16 protein-coding genes are annotated in these 17,179 nt (G+C 73.8%); 7 read left to right on the forward strand and 9 right to left on the reverse strand.

The window, feature by feature from the left end:
- Positions 1-4 precede the first annotated feature (4 nt).
- Both AES38_RS10905 and mca read right to left on the reverse strand, forming a co-directional pair.
- Positions 5-349, reverse strand: coding sequence for a hypothetical protein (locus tag AES38_RS10905; RefSeq protein ID WP_053774999.1), 345 nt, complete (start codon positions 347-349; stop codon positions 5-7).
- On the reverse strand, positions 349-1,236 hold the full coding sequence (gene mca, locus AES38_RS10910; RefSeq protein WP_174775900.1) for a mycothiol conjugate amidase Mca: 888 nt from the start codon (positions 1,234-1,236) through the stop codon (positions 349-351). Before mca ends, AES38_RS10905 begins: the two co-directional genes overlap by 1 nt.
- A 12-nt stretch (positions 1,237-1,248) precedes the next feature.
- Between mca and AES38_RS10915 the strand changes: the two genes are divergently transcribed.
- On the forward strand, positions 1,249-1,785 hold the full coding sequence (locus tag AES38_RS10915; protein WP_256998809.1) for a DUF4307 domain-containing protein: 537 nt from the start codon (positions 1,249-1,251) through the stop codon (positions 1,783-1,785).
- A gap of 60 nt (positions 1,786-1,845) precedes the next feature.
- Positions 1,846-2,334 (forward strand): transcription elongation factor GreA, encoded by a 489-nt coding sequence (greA, locus tag AES38_RS10920; RefSeq protein ID WP_053775001.1) that lies wholly within the window; start codon positions 1,846-1,848, stop codon positions 2,332-2,334.
- Positions 2,335-2,415: 81 nt separating this feature from the next.
- On the opposite strand, the gene ilvA is transcribed toward greA, so the two are convergent.
- Positions 2,416-3,792 (reverse strand): threonine ammonia-lyase, encoded by a 1,377-nt coding sequence (ilvA, locus tag AES38_RS10925; RefSeq protein WP_053775002.1) that lies wholly within the window; start codon positions 3,790-3,792, stop codon positions 2,416-2,418.
- Positions 3,789-5,024: an AI-2E family transporter gene (locus AES38_RS10930; RefSeq protein WP_053775003.1), complete on the reverse strand. Its 1,236-nt coding sequence runs from the start codon at positions 5,022-5,024 to the stop codon at positions 3,789-3,791. The genes ilvA and AES38_RS10930 overlap by 4 nt, the downstream gene beginning before the upstream one ends.
- A 96-nt stretch (positions 5,025-5,120) precedes the next feature.
- Here AES38_RS10930 and AES38_RS10935 point away from each other — a divergent pair, with 96 nt between their 5' ends.
- Complete coding sequence (locus tag AES38_RS10935; RefSeq protein WP_053775004.1) at positions 5,121-6,347, forward strand: winged helix-turn-helix domain-containing protein; 1,227 nt, start codon at positions 5,121-5,123, stop codon at positions 6,345-6,347.
- The gene (locus tag AES38_RS10940; RefSeq protein WP_053775005.1) at positions 6,344-6,802 is read left to right on the forward strand and encodes a hypothetical protein; all 459 of its coding nucleotides are present in this window, start codon (positions 6,344-6,346) and stop codon (positions 6,800-6,802) included. The genes AES38_RS10935 and AES38_RS10940 overlap by 4 nt, the downstream gene beginning before the upstream one ends.
- Here AES38_RS10940 and AES38_RS10945 read toward each other — a convergent pair.
- The gene (locus tag AES38_RS10945) at positions 6,799-7,365 is read right to left on the reverse strand and encodes a LemA family protein (RefSeq protein ID WP_053775006.1); all 567 of its coding nucleotides are present in this window, start codon (positions 7,363-7,365) and stop codon (positions 6,799-6,801) included. The genes AES38_RS10940 and AES38_RS10945 overlap by 4 nt on opposite strands.
- Before the next feature lie 96 nt (positions 7,366-7,461).
- On the reverse strand, positions 7,462-8,799 hold the full coding sequence (locus tag AES38_RS10950; protein ID WP_256998810.1) for a glycoside hydrolase family 1 protein: 1,338 nt from the start codon (positions 8,797-8,799) through the stop codon (positions 7,462-7,464).
- A gap of 497 nt (positions 8,800-9,296) precedes the next feature.
- Here AES38_RS10950 and AES38_RS16345 point away from each other — a divergent pair, with 497 nt between their 5' ends.
- From AES38_RS16345 to AES38_RS10960, 3 genes are all read left to right on the forward strand, one after another.
- Positions 9,297-10,316 carry a hypothetical protein gene (locus tag AES38_RS16345; protein ID WP_256998811.1) on the forward strand — a complete coding sequence of 340 codons (1,020 nt, stop codon included), beginning with the start codon at positions 9,297-9,299 and terminating at the stop codon, positions 10,314-10,316.
- Entirely contained in the window at positions 10,313-11,323 is a 1,011-nt protein-coding gene (locus AES38_RS16350) for a hypothetical protein (RefSeq protein WP_256998812.1), read from the forward strand. The genes AES38_RS16345 and AES38_RS16350 overlap by 4 nt, the downstream gene beginning before the upstream one ends.
- 132 nt (positions 11,324-11,455) lie before the next feature.
- Entirely contained in the window at positions 11,456-12,898 is a 1,443-nt protein-coding gene (locus tag AES38_RS10960) for an amino acid permease (RefSeq protein WP_053775007.1), read from the forward strand.
- A gap of 75 nt (positions 12,899-12,973) precedes the next feature.
- On the opposite strand, the gene AES38_RS10965 is transcribed toward AES38_RS10960, so the two are convergent.
- The 3 genes from AES38_RS10965 to AES38_RS10975 all read right to left on the reverse strand — a co-directional run bounded on the left by AES38_RS10965 (position 12,974) and on the right by AES38_RS10975 (position 17,176).
- Positions 12,974-13,915, reverse strand: coding sequence for a ferritin-like domain-containing protein (locus tag AES38_RS10965; RefSeq protein WP_053775008.1), 942 nt, complete (start codon positions 13,913-13,915; stop codon positions 12,974-12,976).
- 184 nt (positions 13,916-14,099) lie between these two features.
- Complete coding sequence (gene opgC, locus AES38_RS10970; protein WP_244629161.1) at positions 14,100-16,727, reverse strand: OpgC domain-containing protein; 2,628 nt, start codon at positions 16,725-16,727, stop codon at positions 14,100-14,102.
- Positions 16,728-16,741: 14 nt separating this feature from the next.
- Complete coding sequence (locus tag AES38_RS10975; protein WP_053775010.1) at positions 16,742-17,176, reverse strand: ATP-binding protein; 435 nt, start codon at positions 17,174-17,176, stop codon at positions 16,742-16,744.
- Positions 17,177-17,179 lie beyond the last annotated feature (3 nt).

Raw genomic sequence — 17,179 nt, forward strand, 5'->3', positions numbered from 1 at the left:
GAGGTCAGCCGCGCGGCGGGGATGTCGGGTCGTCCGTGCCGGCGACGCCGTCCGCGTCCGGCGCCGAGCGCCCCGGAGCCCGCCGGTCGCGCTCCGGCGCGGCGTCGCGCGCCAGGTCGGCCTCGAGCTTCTCCGCCTCGAGCCGGCCGCGGATCTCCTCGCGGTAGCGCGTGCGGCGGATCCGCCGGGTCATGTCGACCATGAGCAGCAGCACCATGACGGCCACGAAGAAGATGGCGATGAAGCCGATCGGGCCCGGCGAGACGGTGTCGGGGTCGAACTCGGCGGTGGGCGTCGGGCTCGGCGTGGTGACGGCCGCGGCGAGGCGCAGGGCGAGGTCGGAGCCCATCACGCGCGCGCCGCCCGGTCGTCGGCGTCGTCCGGGATGCCGGCGAAGAGGTCGTGCTCCTCGTCCGGCGCGTCGACGCGCGACTCCACGAGCTGGAAGTCCTCGAACGGCCAGGCCCGCTGCTGCAGGTCGCGCGGCCAGCGGAAGAAGGTGCTGTCGGGCGCGACCTGGCTCGCGTGCGACAGGAGCGCGCGGTCGCGGGCCTCGAAGTGGTCGGCCACGTGCACGTGCGTGGTCGAGAGGTCGGGGCGGTCGCCCATCCAGCCGAGCATCTCGTCGACGGCCTCGAGCATCTCGGGACCCGCGTCGGTGGCGACCAGGTGCTCGCGCACGGCGCGGATCTTCGTGCCGTTGAAGATCCGGTCGAAGTAGAGCTTGGAGATCTCCCACGGCTCGCCCGCGTCGGGGTAGGAGCCCACGACGCCGGACTCGCGCCACGCCTCCATGGCCACGACGTGCGCCTGGATGTGGTCGGGGTGCGGGTAGCCGCCGTTCTCGTCGTAGGCGACGAGGACGTGCGGGCGGAACTCGCGCACCAGGCGGATGAGCGGCTCGGCCGACACCTCCACCGGGATGCTCGCGAAGGACGCGGGCGGCAGCGACCCGTCCTCGCGCGCCATGCCCGAGTCGACGTAGCCGAGCCAGCGGTGCTGGACGCCCATGACGGCCTGGGCGCGCGCCATCTCGATCCGGCGGAGGCCGGGGAGGTCGCGCTCGGCCATCGCGCGCTCGGCGAGGCCCTCGTTGAGGATGTCCCCCGCCTCGCCGCCGGTGCAGCTGACGACCATGACCTCGGCACCCTGGTGCGTGTAGTGGGTGTAGGTCGCCGCGCCCTTGCTGGACTCGTCGTCGGGGTGGGCGTGCACGGCCATGAGGCGCAGGGTCACGGGGCTCCAAGGGTGGGGAAGGTAGTCTGGATCCCCAGAGTACAAGGTGCGTGGGAGGAGATCGCCGTGACGACCGGGTCCCGCTCCCCCGCCCCCGCCGGCCCCCTCGGGGACGACGACGAGACCGTCGAGCACCGGGCGCCGGCACCGCGATCCAGCGCCGCGCTCGACGAGCGGTACGGCCGCACCCGGCCGGCGCGCATCCGTCAGCGCTGGCTCTACGGCACGGCCGGCGGCCTCGTCGCGCTCGTGTTCGGCGCCTGGGTGCTGTGGGCCGGGCTCGACCAGGCGTCGGGATCCATCGACGCCACCGACCGCGCCTTCGACATCGTCGACGACCGCACCATCGACGTCACGTTCTCGGTGGTCATGCCCGCCGGCAGCGAGGCCTTCTGCGCGGTGCAGGCGCAGGACGAGCAGCGCTCCATCGTCGGCTGGAAGGTGGTCGAGCTCCCCGCGCAGGACGGCTTCGAGCGCATGGAGACGGTGCGGCTCCGCACCACCGGTCCCGCGGTGACCGGGTTGATCCACAGCTGCTGGCCCGCCTAGAGTGGGTGATTCGCCTCGACGGTTCCGTCGGGGCGTCCGTGCGAGTGCAAGGAGTCCATCGTGGCGCAGGAGCAGGCAGTCACCTGGCTGACCCAGGAGGCGTTCGACCGCCTCAGCAGGGAGCTCGACACCCTCAGCGTGCAGGGCCGCGAGGAGATCGCGAAGAAGATCGAGATCGCCCGCGAGGAGGGCGACCTCAAGGAGAACGGCGGCTACCACGCCGCCAAGGAGGAGCAGGGCAAGATCGAGGCGCGCATCCGCCAGCTCACGCAGCTGCTGCGGACGGCCGAGGTGGGCGACGCGCCGGAGAGCCACGGCGTCGTGGAGCCCGGCACGGTCGTGACCGCGGTCATCGCGGGCGACGAGACGAAGTTCCTGCTCGGCAACCGCGAGATCGCAGGCGACAGCGAGCTCGACGTCTACAGCGAGCAGTCGCCGCTCGGCGCCGCCATCATCGGCTGGGAGGTCGGGCAGAAGGGCACGTACACCGCGCCCAACGGCCGCGAGATCGCCGTCGAGATCCAGGCCGTGGAGAACTACACGCCGTAGCTCCCCGCATCACGACGAGAGGGGACGCGGACCGCATGGTCCGCGTCCCCTCTCTCGTCGCCGGGGCCGTGACGGACGGCGTCAGTCGCGCTGGAGCCGGGGGTCGTAGCCCGCGTCGCGCAGCCGCTCGACGACCTCGGTCGTGTGCTCGGGCCCGCGCGTCTCCACGCTGACCTCGAGCTCGACCTCGCTGATCTGCAGGCCCCGGCCGTGCCGTGTGTGCAGCACCTCGACGACGTTCGCGTTCGCCTCGGAGATGATCTGCGAGGTGCGCGCGAGCTGGCCCGGGCGGTCGGGCAGCATGATCCGCAGCTTCACGTAGCGGTCGCTGGCGGCGAGGCCCCGGCTGATGACGCGCTCCATCATGAGCGGGTCGATGTTGCCGCCCGAGAGGATCACGACGGTGCGGCCGGCGTCCTGCACGAGGCCCGCCAGGATCGCGGCGACGCCCACGGCACCCGCCGGCTCCACCACGAGCTTCGCGCGCTCGAGGAGGAGCAGCAGGGCGCGGGCCGTGTCGTCGTCCTCGACCGTGACGACCTCGTCGACGCTCTCGCGGATGATGTCGAAGTTGAGCAGGCCCGGCTTCGCGACCGCGATGCCGTCGGCGATGGTGGGTGTGATCTCGATCTCGGTCGCGCGGCCCGCGGCGAGCGAGGGCGGGTAGGCGGCGGCGTTGCGCGCCTGCACGCCGATGACGCGGATCGTGCGGCCCTCCTCCGCGGCGCGCAGCTTGAGCGCCGTCGCGACGCCGGAGATGAGCCCGCCGCCGCCGATGGGCACGACGACCGTCTCCACGTCGGGCGTCTGGTCGAGGATCTCGAGGCCGAGGGTGGCCTGGCCGGTGATCACGTCCTCGTGGTCGAAGGGCGGGATGAGCACGGCGCCCGTCTGCGCCGCGAACTCGGCCGCGGCGAGGAGCGGCTCGGCGACCGTGTGGCCGCGGAGGATGACCTCGGCCCCGTACTGGCGGGTCGCCTGGAGCTTCGGCAGCGCGACGCCGGTGGGCATGAATATCGTGGCGCGGATCCCGAGCTCGCGCGCCGCGAACGCGACGCCCTGCGCGTGGTTGCCGGCCGACGCCGCCACGACGCCGCGCGCCTTCTCCTCGTCGGTGAGGCGCGAGATGCGGTTGTAGGCGCCGCGGATCTTGTACGAGCCGGTGCGCTGCAGGTTCTCGCACTTGAGGTGCACGGGGCTGCCGAGGATCTCCGCGAGGAAGCGCGACGACTCCATCGGCGTGACGTCGGCGACGCGGCTGACGACCTCGCGGGCGGCCTGGATGCGCGCGAGCGTGGGCGCGGATCCGCGGGGCAGCTCCCCGGCGAGCGCGGCGGCGTCCTCCCCCAGCTGCGACGGGTCGAGCTCGTCGCCGACCGCGCGGAGGTGCGGGAGGTCGGGGTGCGGGGCCGCGGCGGCCTCCTCGGCGGGGGTCCGGGCGGGGGCGGCGTCGGTCATCGGGTGGGCTTCCTCGGGTTCGGGCGGCGGGTGGCGTGCGAGGCGTCGGCGGGGACCGCGGGCGGCGGCGGCTCGGGTTCCCCGCGCCAGGCCCCGCTGGCGACGTGCTTGACCATGGAGTTGAGGGTCGCGACGAGCGGCACGGCGAAGAACGTGCCGGCGATGCCGCCGACCATGCCGCCGGCGGCCACCGAGAGCACGACCGCGAGCGGGTGCACCTTCACGACCGAACCCATGATGAGCGGCTGCAGGACGTGGCCCTCCACCTGCTGCACGATGAGGACGATCGCGACCATGATGAGCGCCTGCGTCAGCCCGTTGTAGACGAGCGCGACGAACACGGCGAGCGTGCCCGTGACGACCGCGCCGACGATCGGGATGAAGGAGCCGAGGAACACGAGCACTCCGATGGGGATGGCCAGCGGCACCCCGATGATGGCGGCGCCGCCGGCGATGCCGACCGCGTCGATCAGGGCGACGAGCACCTGCACCTTCACGAAGTTCTGCAGCGTGGTCCAGCCGGCCTTGCCCGCGCCGTCGACCGCGGGGCGCGCGAGCCGCGGGAAGAGGCGCACCACCCAGCGCCACATGCCGGGGCCGTCGATGAGGATGAACAGCGTCGAGAACAGCACGAGCAGCACGCCCGTGAGCACGTGGCCGAGCGAGGACGTGACCGACAGCGCGCCGCTGACGAGCGCGCCGGCGTCGCGCTGGATCGCGTCGACCGCCTGCGCGTAGGCGTCGTTGAGCTGCGCCTCGGAGAGCTGGAGCGGTCCGTCGGTGAGGAAGCCGCGCACGTCGGCGTAGCGGGTGAGCGTCTGCGCGCGGATGGAGTCGTACTGGCCGATGATCTGCGTCGTGACCAGGTAGACGAGCGCCGCGACCGCGACGATGACGCCGATCTCGGAGATCGCGACGGCGAGCCACTTGGGCACGTGGTGGCGCTGCATCCAGTTCGAGATGGGCACGAGCAGGGCCGCGAGCACGATGGCGAGGAACAGCGGGATGACGACGTACTCCAGCTGGATCACGAGCCAGGCGACGACGCCGAGCACGCCCAGGATGAGGAGGAGGCGCCAGGCCCACGCCCCCGCGATGACCATCCCGGGCGGCACGGCCTCGGCGACGGTGCGCGCGACGGGCCGTACGGTGTCGATGTCGGGGTCGACGCGGGCCTCGGCCGCGCGGGCGGCAGCCGCGGCGCGCGCACGGGATCGCTGGCCGAAGATCATGCTGGGAGTCTAGGACGGGCCTCCCGTGCGGCCGTGCGCGAGCCGCGTCGCGGATCCGCCCGATGCGGCGTCGGGGGCGGCCGCTAGCGTCGGGTCATGCCCGACTCCGTCTCCCCCGCCCTCGCCCGCCGCGTGGCCCTCGCGGCGCAGGGGCTCGGCCGGCCGCATCCGGGAGCCGCGGGCACGCGCAGCCTGGCCGCGGGGATCCGGCGGCTCGGCCTGCTGCAGATCGACTCCGTCAACGTCTTCGAGCGCAGCCACCACCTGCCGATGCTCGCGCGCGTGGGCCCCTACGACCGGGCCGCGCTCGACCGGATGCTGTTCGGCGGCGGCGGCGCGTACACCGAGTACTGGGCGCACCAGGCCGCCGTGCTGCCCGTCGACGACCTGCCGCTGTTCGGCTGGCGGATGGAGGCGGAGCGCGTCCGCCGCACGGCGCCCGGCACCTGGGCGCACGACCACGCGCCGCTCCTCGCGGAGGTCCGGGCGGAGCTCGCCCGCACGGGACCGGTGCCCGCGAGCGCGATCGAGCACGAGGCCAACGTCCGGACGGGCCCGTGGTGGGGCTGGTCGGACGTGAAGCGCGCGCTGGAGGCGATGTTCGCGTGGGGCGAGATCGCGAGCGCCGGCCGCCGCGGGTTCGAGCGCGTCTACGGGCTCGCGGAGGACGTGCTGCCCGCGACGGTCCGCGCGCGTGACGTGCCCGAGGAGGACGCCGTGCGGGAGCTCGTGCGCCGCGCCGCCGTCGCGCACGGCATCGGCACCGCGGCCGACCTCGGCGACTACCACCGGCTCTCCCGCGCCGCGACGGACCGTGCGCTGCGCGACCTCGCCGACGCGGGCGAGGTGCTGTCCGTCTCCGTGCCCGGCTGGGAGGGGCGCGGGAGGCCGCTGCCCGTGTGGCTGCACCGGGACGCGCGGCTGCCCCGGCGGATCCGCGGCGAGGCGCTGCTCTCGCCCTTCGACCCGGTCGTGTGGTTCCGCGAGCGCGCCCTCCGCCTCTTCGACCTGCGCTACCGCATCGAGATCTACACGCCCGCCGCGCAGCGCGTGCACGGCTACTACGTGCTGCCGGTGCTCGTCGACGACGAGATCGTCGCGCGCGTGGACCTCAAGAGCGACCGGCAGGCGGGCGTGCTGCGCGTGCAGGCGTCCTGGATCGAGGGACGCCACGACCCCGCGGCCGTCGCCGAGCGCGTCGCCCCGCTGCTGGAGCGCGCCGCCGCGTGGCAGGGCCTCGAGTCCGTCGGCGTCGTCGACCGCGGGACGCTCGCGTCGGCGCTACGGGCGCGTCTGCCGGGGATCGCGGCGGCGGCGCGATGACGGGCTTCCCGCGGGGGCACGACCTCGGTCGGATCGACGTCGTCACCCTCGAGGACGCCGCCGCGCTGAGCCGCGACGTGCCGCTCGACATCGCCGCGGTTCAGGCGGCCTGGCCCGCCTTCGAGGCGGGCTTCGACTCGCTGCGCGGGCGCCGGATGATGGGGCTCGTGCTCGGAGCCGACCGCGTCTACCGCATGGCGTCGGTGCGGCTCGCGCGGGACGTCGACGTCCCCGCGCACCTCGACGAGACGGTCGTCCCCGGCGGCGCCTACCTCCGGTTGCGCCTGCGCGGGGAGGCTCCCGGCGTCTACGAGCGCATCGAGCCGGCCTTCCAGGCGCTGTTCGACCTCGCGGACCCCGACCCGGATCGCCCCCACATCGAGCACTACCGCCGCGCGGGCGAGGTCGACTGCCTCGTGCCGATCCTCGCGGCGGACGGCGGCGACGGTCGCTAGAACTGCACGCGCGGCGGCTCGGCGATGGACGCGAGGCTCGAGACCTCGTAGAAGTCCCGCTCGCCGAAGCCGAGCCCGCGCACGAAGAGCGTGTTCGGGAACTGCGTGATCTTGGTGTTGAGCTCGCGCACGCCGCCGTTGTAGAAGCGGCGCGAGGCCTGGATCCGGTCCTCGGTGTCGACGAGCTCGCCCTGCAGCTGCAGGAAGGTCTGGCTCGTCTGCAGCTGCGGGTAGGCCTCGGCCACCGCGAAGAGCGACTTCATCGCGCCCTGCAGGTGCTCCTCGGCGCTGCTCGCCTCGGCCGGGTTCGCCGCGCTGATCGTCTCCGTGCGCGCCGACGCGACCGACTCGAACACCCGGTTCTCGTGCGATGCGTAGCCCTTGACGGACTCGATGATGGTCGGCAGCAGGTCCGCGCGCCTCTTCAGCTGCACGGTGATGTCGCTCCACGCCTCGTCCACGCGGACGTTGAGGGTGACGAGGGCGTTGTAGGTCGCCCAGAGGTAGATGCCGACGAGCACGGCCAGGAGCACGACGACTCCGAGCGCGATCCACAATTCCATGCTGAGGATCCTACGCGCGGCCTTGGGGAGGACCCGGGGACGGCGGGCCCGCGCACCCGTTCTGGGGGCGTCGCGCGGACCGCCCGCGTCCGGGGGTCAGCCGCGCTCGCGCAGGGTGTCGCGGAGGAAGCGGTAGGAGGAGCGGGGCGTGCGGTCGCCGGTGCGCGGATCCACGTGCACGAGCCCGCGCGGGGCCGACCGGCCCGCCTCCCACTCGAAGCCGTCGAGCAGGCTGCCCGCGACGACGGCCTCGAACCGCACGCCCTCCGCCGGGCCGCCGGGCGCGACGGCGGAGAGCGCCTGGACGAGGTGGTCGGAGATCGCGTGGGCGCGGCGCGGGTCCCGGCGGGAGCCGTCGCGCTCGTCGACCTGCTCGGGGTGCGCGGCGGCGAGGCCGGAGAGCACGACGGGCGGGAGGGCGTCGCCGTAGCGCGCGCGGAGGTCGGCGAGCACGACCGGGACGAGGTCGGGTGCGACCGGGTGGCCGTCGAGGGAGGCCGGGTGGTCGGTCCACGGCAGCTCCGCGAAGGGGATCGCCACGGATCCGGCGACCAGGCGCGGCACGGCGGCCACGCGGATCGGATCCGCCAGCGCGACGCCGTAGTGGTCGAGCGGCTGCGCGATGGCGCGGAGGTCGGCCGGGTCCACCCGGCCGAGGCGCGCGAAGGCCTCCGCGTGCGGGCCGTCGAGGTCCGGGTAGCGGCCGAGGAGCACGGCGTCGGCGAAGAGGTCCTGGTGCAGGGCGCGGGCCACGACGGCGGCCGCGCGGTCGTCGTCGTCCGCGGAGGCGGCCTCGACCACGCGGTGCGCGTTGACGATGCCGACGCGGGCGGAGGCGCGCGAGCCGCGGATCGCCTCGACCGCCCGGCCGTGGGCGAGCAGCTGGTGGTGCACGGTGGGCAGCGCGTCGAGCCCGAGGCGGGATCCCGGCGCGTGGATCCCGGTGACGTGGCCCGCCATCGTGGTGAGCGCGGGCGTGCGCAGGGTCACCCAGTCGGGCACGCGGTCGGCGAGCGCCTCGGCGGCGAGGTACGCGAGGTCGCCGAAGCGCATCGCGGTGTCGCGGTGCAGCCAGCCGCCGCGGTCCTGGAGCTCCACGGGCAGGTCGTGGTCGTGCAGGGCGGCGCGCGGGCGGATCCCCGCGGCGAGCAGCGCGTCGACCAGCTCGTCGTAGAACGCGATGCCCTCCCGGCGGAGCCCGCCGCGGGCCTCGGGCTGGATCCGCGACCACGAGATCGAGAAGGAGAGGACGTCGACGCCGAGCTCGGCCGCGAGCGCGACGTCCTCGCCGACCCTCTCCATGTGCCGGGCGCCGCGCTCCGGGTCGCTGCCGTCGACCACGGCCCCGGGGCGGCGCGCGAACGCGTCCCACACGGACTCCGTGCGGCCGCCCTCGTGGGCGCGGCCCTCGACCTTCGGGGCGCTCGTGCTCACCCCGATGCGCGGGCCGCCGGCGACGAGATCCGCCAGCTCGGTCGGCGTCGGACGGTCGGGGCGGCGTCGCGTGGGGTCACCTGAGCCAGTATCGGGCACCGCGGCGGGGCGGGCCGTCGCACCGGCCGCGCACACCGCGCGCTCCGGTCCCGGGCACGCGTCGTCCAGGTTCGCCTACCACTTCCGTCACGGTCGGTGCGGACGGTTGACACGCCCGCACGCAGCCGCATGAATGGACGCACGGTGCAGGATCTGACGACGAACGATGGTCGTCCGGCCACGGGGGTGGTGCGGGCGGCGTCCGGCGATCCCGCGACCGCCTCGTCCGGGCCGTCGCCCTGCTCGCCCTCCTCGCCGCGCTGAGCGTCGGCGGCACGGCCGCGGCCTCCGGCGCGACGCAGACGCCCACGCCGACGCCGAGCCCGACGCCCTCCGGCGCCCCCGTCGCGGCCCCCACCGTCGACACGCCGCCGTTCTCGACCGACGGGGCGATCACCGTGACGGGCACGCGCGCACCGGGCGCCGACGTCCAGGTCACCATCGCGAGCGTGCCCGCCGCCGTCACGCTCCCCTCCTCCACCACCTGGCGCGCGACCGCCACGGGCGTGCCCGACGGGCAGAGCCCCATCCGCGCGGTCGCCAGCGGCCAGGAGGCCACCGCGACCGCGTCGGTCCTCCGCGCCCCCGGGGTCAACAGCTTCTCCGTCGTGACCACGGGGCTCGTGAGCGGCACCGGCTACCCCGGGGCCACGGTCGACGCCCGCTCCGGATCCGCCGCCTGCCGCGCGACGGTCGGCGCGTCGAGCACCTGGGCCTGCCTCCTCGCCCCGCCGCCGCCCTCGGGCACCGGCGTGCCCGTCACCGCGACGCAGAGCACGCCCTGGAGCTCGGGCACGCCCGCGGTCGGGCGCGGCTCGGGCAGCTTCGACACGACGGCGCCCGGCGCCGCGGTCATCACCGCCCCCGCGGCGGGCGCGACCGTCGACGCGACGGGCATCACGATCTCCGGCACGTCCGACGAGGACGGCACGACCGTCCGCGCGTACCTCTCCGGCTACGGCGACTCCGCGTGCCAGGCGCAGGTCTCCGGAGGGCGCTGGTCGTGCACCACCGGCACGCTGCCACCCGGGCCGCTCGGGATCACGGCGACCGTGACGGATCCGCTCGGCAACATCAGCACGCTCGCCCCGGAGGTGCGCATCACCGTCGCCGCCCCCGCGGCCTCGCCCACGCCCGGCGCGTCCCCGACGCCCACCCCCACGCCCCGGTCGACGAGCTCGCCCGAGAGCACGCAGTCCGCGCCCGCGCCCGCCCCGGGATCCGGTGGCGGCGGCGGCGCACCCGGATCCGCCCCCGGGCAGGACCCGGCGCCCGGCTCCGCCCCCGCCCACGCCGCCCCGGCACCTGGAACGCGCCCACGCGCTTCGGCACCTCGCTGCAGCCGCTGCCCGCCGCGTTCACGGACGGCCGCGGCCTCCTGCCCCTCCTCCTCGCGCTCGGCGCGGTCCTCCTCGTGACCCTGCCGGCGCTGCTCCTCCGCGGCGCCCTCATCGCGCGCTTCGGCGGCCGTCACCGCGCGGCCGAGGACGTGACGCCGCTGCGGATCATCCCCCGAGGTGACGCCGGCGCCCTCACCACGCGGGCCACGGCGGCCACGTTCACCGACTCCACCGCCACCACCGGGCAGATGCGCATCGTGCCCGGCCGTCTCGACTCCGCGCCCGTCCCGGTCCCCGCGCGACGCGAGCCGGAGCCGACGCTCCTCGCCACCCGCCCCGCGCGCGAGCCCGGCCGCGCCGGACGCTGGGGTGCCGCCGCGGCCGCGCTCGCCCTCGCCGCCGCGCTGGCCTCGCTCTCCCTGCCCGTGGGATCCGACCCCAACGCCGTCCGCCTCTTCCTCGCCGCCCTCGTGGGCCTCGCGATCGTGAACGTCGTGGGCGTCGTCGCGGTCGCCTCGGTCGCCGGACGCGTGGGCGCCGGTCCCGCGCGGGTGCGTGCGGTGCCCGCCCTCCTGGTCCTCTCGGCCACGGCCGTGCTCGTGTCGCGGAGCCTCGGCCTCGCGCCGCCCGTCGTGATCGGCCAGGTGCTCGGCCTCGTGGCCGACGACCGCGACGACCGCTCCCGCGCCCGCCTCGCGCTCGTCCAGTCGGGGTCGCTCGCGACGCTGGGGCTCCTGACCTGGATCCTCTACGGCCTGGTCCCGGCGACCGGCGGCATGTGGCCGCAGCTCGCCAACGAGCTGCTCAGCGTCATCACGCTCGCCGCGCTCAGCTCCGCGGCGCTCGCGCTCGCGCCCGTGTCGCTCGTCCTCGGCCGCTCCCTCCTGCTGCGCTCCCTGCCGCTCTGGGCCGTCGTGAGCGTCGCCGTCCTCACGCTGGCGTTCGCGGCCGTCGCCACGACCGCGAGCGGCGTGCCGGCGGGCGTCTGGGTCACGTCGCTCGTCGTCGCCGCGGCCTTCGCCGCGGTGAGCGTCGCCGTGTGGCTCTGGATCCGCGTCGTCGAGCCCTCGCTGCAGCGCTCCTAGCAGCCCTCCCCCGCCGCTGTCCCGCCGCCGCGCCGCATCTGGTGCGGACGCCCGGGCGGGGCCACACTGGGGGCGTCGCCGGCTCCGGCGGCCTCGACCCGGCCCGCGGGGCCCCGACGGCAGGAGTCCTGCATGAGCACTTCGAGCACGAGCCTCTGGTCGGCGCTCACCCGGCGGAAGCCCGTCGAGACCATCGAGGCGGAACCCGGTGCGGCGACCGAGGAGGGCGGCCTCACCCGCTCGCTCGGCCTGTGGCAGCTGACCGCGATCGGCGTCGGCGGCATCATCGGCACCGGCATCTTCACGCTGGCCGGCACGGTCGCGAACCAGACGGCGGGCCCGGCCGTCCTCATCTCGTTCCTCATCGCGGGCATCGCGAGCGCCGCGGCCGCCCTCTCCTACGCGGAGTTCGCGGGCATGATCCCCAAGGCCGGCTCCGCGTACACCTACGGCTACGCGGCCCTCGGCGAGATCGTGGGCTGGTTCATCGGCTGGGACCTGCTGCTCGAGTACACCGCCATCGTGGGGGTGGTCGCCATCGGGGTCTCGGGCTACGCGGGCTTCCTGCTCGACCAGTTCGGCGTCGACCTGCCCGCCTGGATGCTCGGCGCCGCCGGCACGGGCGACGGTCACGTGGTCGACCTGTTCGCCGTGATCCTCTGCCTCGGCACCGCGTTCGTCCTCACCCGCGGCATGAAGAGCGTCGGCCGCTTCGAGCTCTACCTCGTGGGCCTCAAGGTGGCGCTCGTGCTGGTGATCGTGGTGATCGGCTTCACGCAGATCACCGGCGCCAACTACCAGCCGTACTTCCCGTTCGGCGCGGCCGGCGTCTTCACGGGCGCCGCGACGGTCTTCTTCGCGGTCTTCGGCTACGACGCCATGAGCACCGCGGCCGAGGAGTCGAAGGACGCGACCAAGCACATGCCGAAGGCGATCCTCCTGTCGCTGGGCATCGCGATGGTGCTCTACGTGCTCGCGACGATCGTGCTCACGGGCATGCAGCGCTACAGCGAGATCGACCCGAAGAGCGGCTTCGCGACGGCGTTCGAGTCGGTGGGGCTGCCCGCGGTCGCCAACGTGGTGGCGGTCGGCGCGATCGTCAGCGTCGTCACCGTGATGCTCACCTTCATGCTCGGCGCCAGCCGCGTGTGGTTCTCCATGAGCCGCGACGGCCTGCTGCCGAGGTGGTTCGCGGTCACCGACCGGAAGCGCAACGTGCCCACGCGCGTCACGTGGATCATCGGCGTCGGCTCGGCCCTGTTCGCGGGCTTCCTGCCCATCACGGTCGTGGCGGAGCTCACGAACATCGGGATCCTGCTGGCGTTCGTGGTGGTGTGCGCCGCGGTCATCGTGCTCCGCTACAAGCGACCCGAGATCCCGCGGGCATTCCGGCTGCCGCTCATGCCGGTGGTGCCGATCATCGGCATCGGCTTCTCGCTCTGGCTGGTCTCGTCGCTGCCGTGGGAGACGTGGGTGCGGTTCGCGGTGTGGCTCGTCATCGGCCTCGTGATCTACCTCACGTACTCGCGCCGCAACTCGGTGCTCGCGGCGGACAGCCCGCGCAACCGGCGCTGAGGGCCACCCGGACGACGACAGGGGCGCCGCCCACCTCGCGAGGTGGGCGGCGCCCCTGCTGCATGCGCCTGCGGGCTAGTTCGCGCCGCTGGTGTTGATGCCGCCGTTGACGCCGTTGGGGTAGAACCCGCCCTTCGTCACGGCCTTGTTGTTGAGGTACACGATGTTGAGGACCTGGCCGGTCGTGCGGCTGAACGCGATGCCGTTCGCGTCGGTCGGCACGAGGTTCGCGCCGCCCGAGATCGTGATGCCCTGGTCGAGGTCCGTGGACCCGTCGAGGGAGTCGCGCGCGTTGGAGATCGCGTTGGTCGGGGCCGCGAGGCCCTTCGCGTACAGCGACGTGCGGATGATGCCCGCGTGGTAGGCCTCGACCGCGAGGATGCCGGCGGCCGCCTCGAGGTAGGTCTTGTTCGTGATGAGCGGGGCGGCGCCCTTGTAGGCGGTCACTCCCACGTCCTCGAACACGAAGGACGCGAGCAGGAAGTTCTCGTCGCTCGCGAACGCGTCGAACTTCTCGCCCGGCTTGATGAGGCCGGCGGCCGTGGCCGCGGCGGAGAACGCGGCGTCCAGGTCGATGGCGGGACGGGCGACCTTGGCCGAGCCGAGCGCTGAGCGCAGGAACTTGACGTGGGCCTTCTCGTCCTGGGCGATCTCGCGGGCGTACTCGCGGATCGCGCGGTCCTTGAACTGCACCTGGCGACCGCCCGTGACGCCACCGGCCGTGCCGACGCCCGAGATGTCGTTCGGGACGAGGCCCGCGCCCGTGGAGGCGCGGAGGTAGAACTCGGCCTCGAGGTACTCGAGGTTGAGCGCGAAGTTGAGGACGGCGGCGTCGGTCACGGCGCCCGCGTCGGCCTCGGCCTGCGCGTCGGCCGCCTGGGCTCCGGTCGCCGGGATGAGGGCGGCGGCGCCGACGCCGAGTCCCGCGATGCCCGCCGCGCTGAAGAAGCGACGACGGTCCAGGGGCGACTGCGCGCTCCTGTCGATGGCCTGGGTGATGAACTTCCTGTCGAACATGGTTGGAGCTCCCTTGATCGTCGCGTCCGTATCCCAGATACCGAGCGCGTTGTGGTTCGAACGCTAAACGGGTGTTCGGCATCCGGGAAGGGGCGCTACGCGCTGTTTCGCCGGATGTCGGGATTCGTTCGGAACGGGGCCGCATGCGGATTGGGCCGGATCCCGGGGGATCCGGCGGAGCGGATCAGGTCGGGATGACCTTGAACAGCACCTTGCGCGTGACCATGAACCAGATCGCCGCGAGCACGAGCGTGTGGACCACTGCTCCCTGCCAGGGATTCGCCCTGTCGAGGAACGGCAGGCTGCCCACGATCAGCACGAAGAAGACGTGGACGATGAACACGTAGAGGCTCGCGGACCCGAGCGGCGTGTAGAACCAGCCGAACGCGCGGTCCACGGGCTTCCACACCCGCGTGAGGAACGTGTACGCGACCACGAGCATCAGCCCGAGGTCGATGAGGCGGCCGGGCTGCAGGAAGGTCCGCTGGTACATTGACTCGTACAGCGACGAGTACAGGCCGTCGGGCACGCCCGGCAGCTGCACGCCGTAGGTGTGGCCCGCCCAGAGCACCGCGAGCGTCCCGACGTAGGCGACCATGAGTATCGACACGAGGACGCGCCCCAGCCGCCCCGTGAGCGCGCGGGTGATCTGCCGCCGGTAGTAGCCGATCACCATGCCGTTGAGGAACGCGACCTGCCACGTGAGCAGCGGGAAGACGTCCTCGAACATCGACGGCAGCACGCGGATGTCGTACATCGCGTTGAGCACGTACGCGGCCCAGCTCGCGATGAGCACGACCCACCACATGCGTCGGCGGAGCAGCCACACGATCGCCGGGACGAGGAGGGTCAGCACCACGAAGAGCCCCATGATGTTGAACACCCACGGGCCCATGCGCAGCAGCAGCAGGTCGCGGATCACGTACCAGGGCGGCGGGTAGTCGAGCAGGCGGTCGCCGTTCGGGTAGAGGTCGTAGACCTGCCCGGTCGTGACCTTGCCGTCCGCGCCCGTGCCGCGGTCGGTGAAGGTCGTGATGACGTCGGTGGCGAGGAACGGCACGAACGTGAGCGCGAAGACGATCACGACCACGGCGAGCGCGACCACGTACTGCTTGAACGCGCGCCGCAGGATCGAGACGAGGGCCTTCAGCTCGCCGAACCTCTTCACCGCCAGCGGGTAGACCATGCCGAGCACGAGTCCGGAGAGCAGCACGAACATCTCGGCGCCCGTGATGGCGCCGATCGCGTTGATGGTCACGTAGGAGTACGGGCTCGCCAGCTCGATGTGGGTGATGACCACGGCCACGATGGTCCAGCCGCGGAAGAGGTCCAGGCGGCGGTCGCGGGGGCTGTTCTCGTCGGGGTACCGCCAGCCGGGCTTGAGCCGGCCGATGGGCCCGGAGATCGCGAAGAGGAGCAGGAGCACGACCGCGCACAGCACGATCCAGCCCATCTGCTCGTCCTCGGGCGAGCCGGGGTCGCGGTACTGGGCGGTCGCGACGTTCGAGCGCTCCTGGTCGAAGACCTGCGTGACGGCGCCGAGCGTCGCGGTGGCGGGATCCAGGTGCGCCCGGAGCGCCGACGCGATGGCCGGATCGCCCGTGGCGCGCCAGTCGATGACGGCGCCCTCGGCCTCCGCCTCCGGCCGCTCGAGCTCGCGCCAGACCACCATGCCGATGCCCGGATGCGCGGCGCGGACGTCGGCGGAGAGCACCTGCTCCCACCACGCGCTCTTGATGTCGGCCTCGCTCGCGCCGTCGGTGCGGGCGGGGTCGTAGAGCGCGCCCGTCTCGATCACGGCGGGCTTGCCCGTGCCGTCGATCCACTCGGCCCCGAAGTCGCGCCCAGCGCCGCTCTCGTCGGCGTAGCCGTAGCCGCCGGCGAGCTCGCGCAGGAACTTGCCCTCCTCGGGCACGACGTTCTCGCCGAACTCCTGCTGTGGGATGACCTCGCTGCCGAGGTAGTCCTCCGCGGGCGCGCCCACGGTGAAGTCCTGCTCGGAGCCGAAGTGCGACGCGGACAGGCCCACCCAGTCGACGGCGTCGTCGCCCGGGTAGTAGGGCCGGTAGGCGTCGTCGTCGAGGTCCACGCGGCCGTTGCCGTCGGTGTCCAGCTCGGCGATGGAGCGGGTGCCGGATCCCTGCGTGAGGCCGTCGGCGGATCCGAACGGGTAGCCGGCGGCGTACGCGGGCGACCACACCGTGACGGCGTCCGCGTCGGAGGCGTGCACGGCGTCCGCGATCTGGCGGAACGCGGCGATGTACGCGGTCGGCTGCTGCCCCCACGGGGTCCACGAGCCGTTCATCTCCGGCGCGAACCGCACGAGCGCACGGGAGTCGTAGCGCTCGCGCAGCGCCTCGAGCCGGCCGGTGAGCGCGGTGGCGTCGTCGGCCGTGAGCTCCCCGAGCGGCACGGTGGGCTCGAGCGTGAGGAACAGGAGCGACCCCTGCTGCGCGGCCTGCTGCGCGAACTGGTCGAGGTAGGTGACGTCGTCGGAGGAGAGCGGGTAGCGCACCGACTGCCCGAGCACCGCGGGGCTGGCGCCGAGGCGGTCGGCGTAGCTCTGCGCGTCGTCGGCCGTCCAGTCGATGATGCCGCCGAACCAGGGCGCGGCCGGCGCCCGGGTGAGGTCGACCTCGTCGGCGGGCGCCGCGGGCGCGGTCGCCGTCGGCGCGGATCCGGTCGGCACCGCGAGCGCCGCGGTCGCCGGGACGACGGCGATCGCGAGCGCGACGAACGCCGCGACCCAGCCTCGTCCCGCTCCTCGCGTGCGTCCCGCTCCTCGCGTGCGCCCGCCCCCGCGTGCACGCATCCCCCGGCCCGGCATCAGCCGCGGAGCCTGACCAGCCGCCAGCGGTTGCTGCCGTCCGCGCGCTCGTAGGTGAGGTCGTCGAGGATCGCCTGCGCGAGCGCGAGCCCGCGGCCGTTCTCGCTGAGGTCGTCCGGCATGGACACCTCGGTGAGGTCGACGACGGCGGGCTGGCCGTCGTCCTCGAACAGGGCCACGATGCGGTCGTGCTGGCAGACCACGGTCATGGTGAAGGTCACGGGGTACCCCGCGCGCTGGCCCACCGTGACGCCGTGCTCCACCACGTTGCCCGCGATCTCCACGACGGCGGTCTCGAAGAGCATCCGCTCGGTGTCGCTCACGTCGTGGGCCTGGTCCCACACGGCCGCGATGACGGCGTGCACGGCGGAGAGGCTCTCCTCGACCGCGGGGAGGGTGACGTTCGCCCGCACCGCCGGTGCGTGGTGCGTCATGCC

This window comes from Clavibacter capsici, assembly GCF_001280205.1.
In the GTDB taxonomy this organism is placed as follows: domain Bacteria; phylum Actinomycetota; class Actinomycetes; order Actinomycetales; family Microbacteriaceae; genus Clavibacter; species Clavibacter capsici.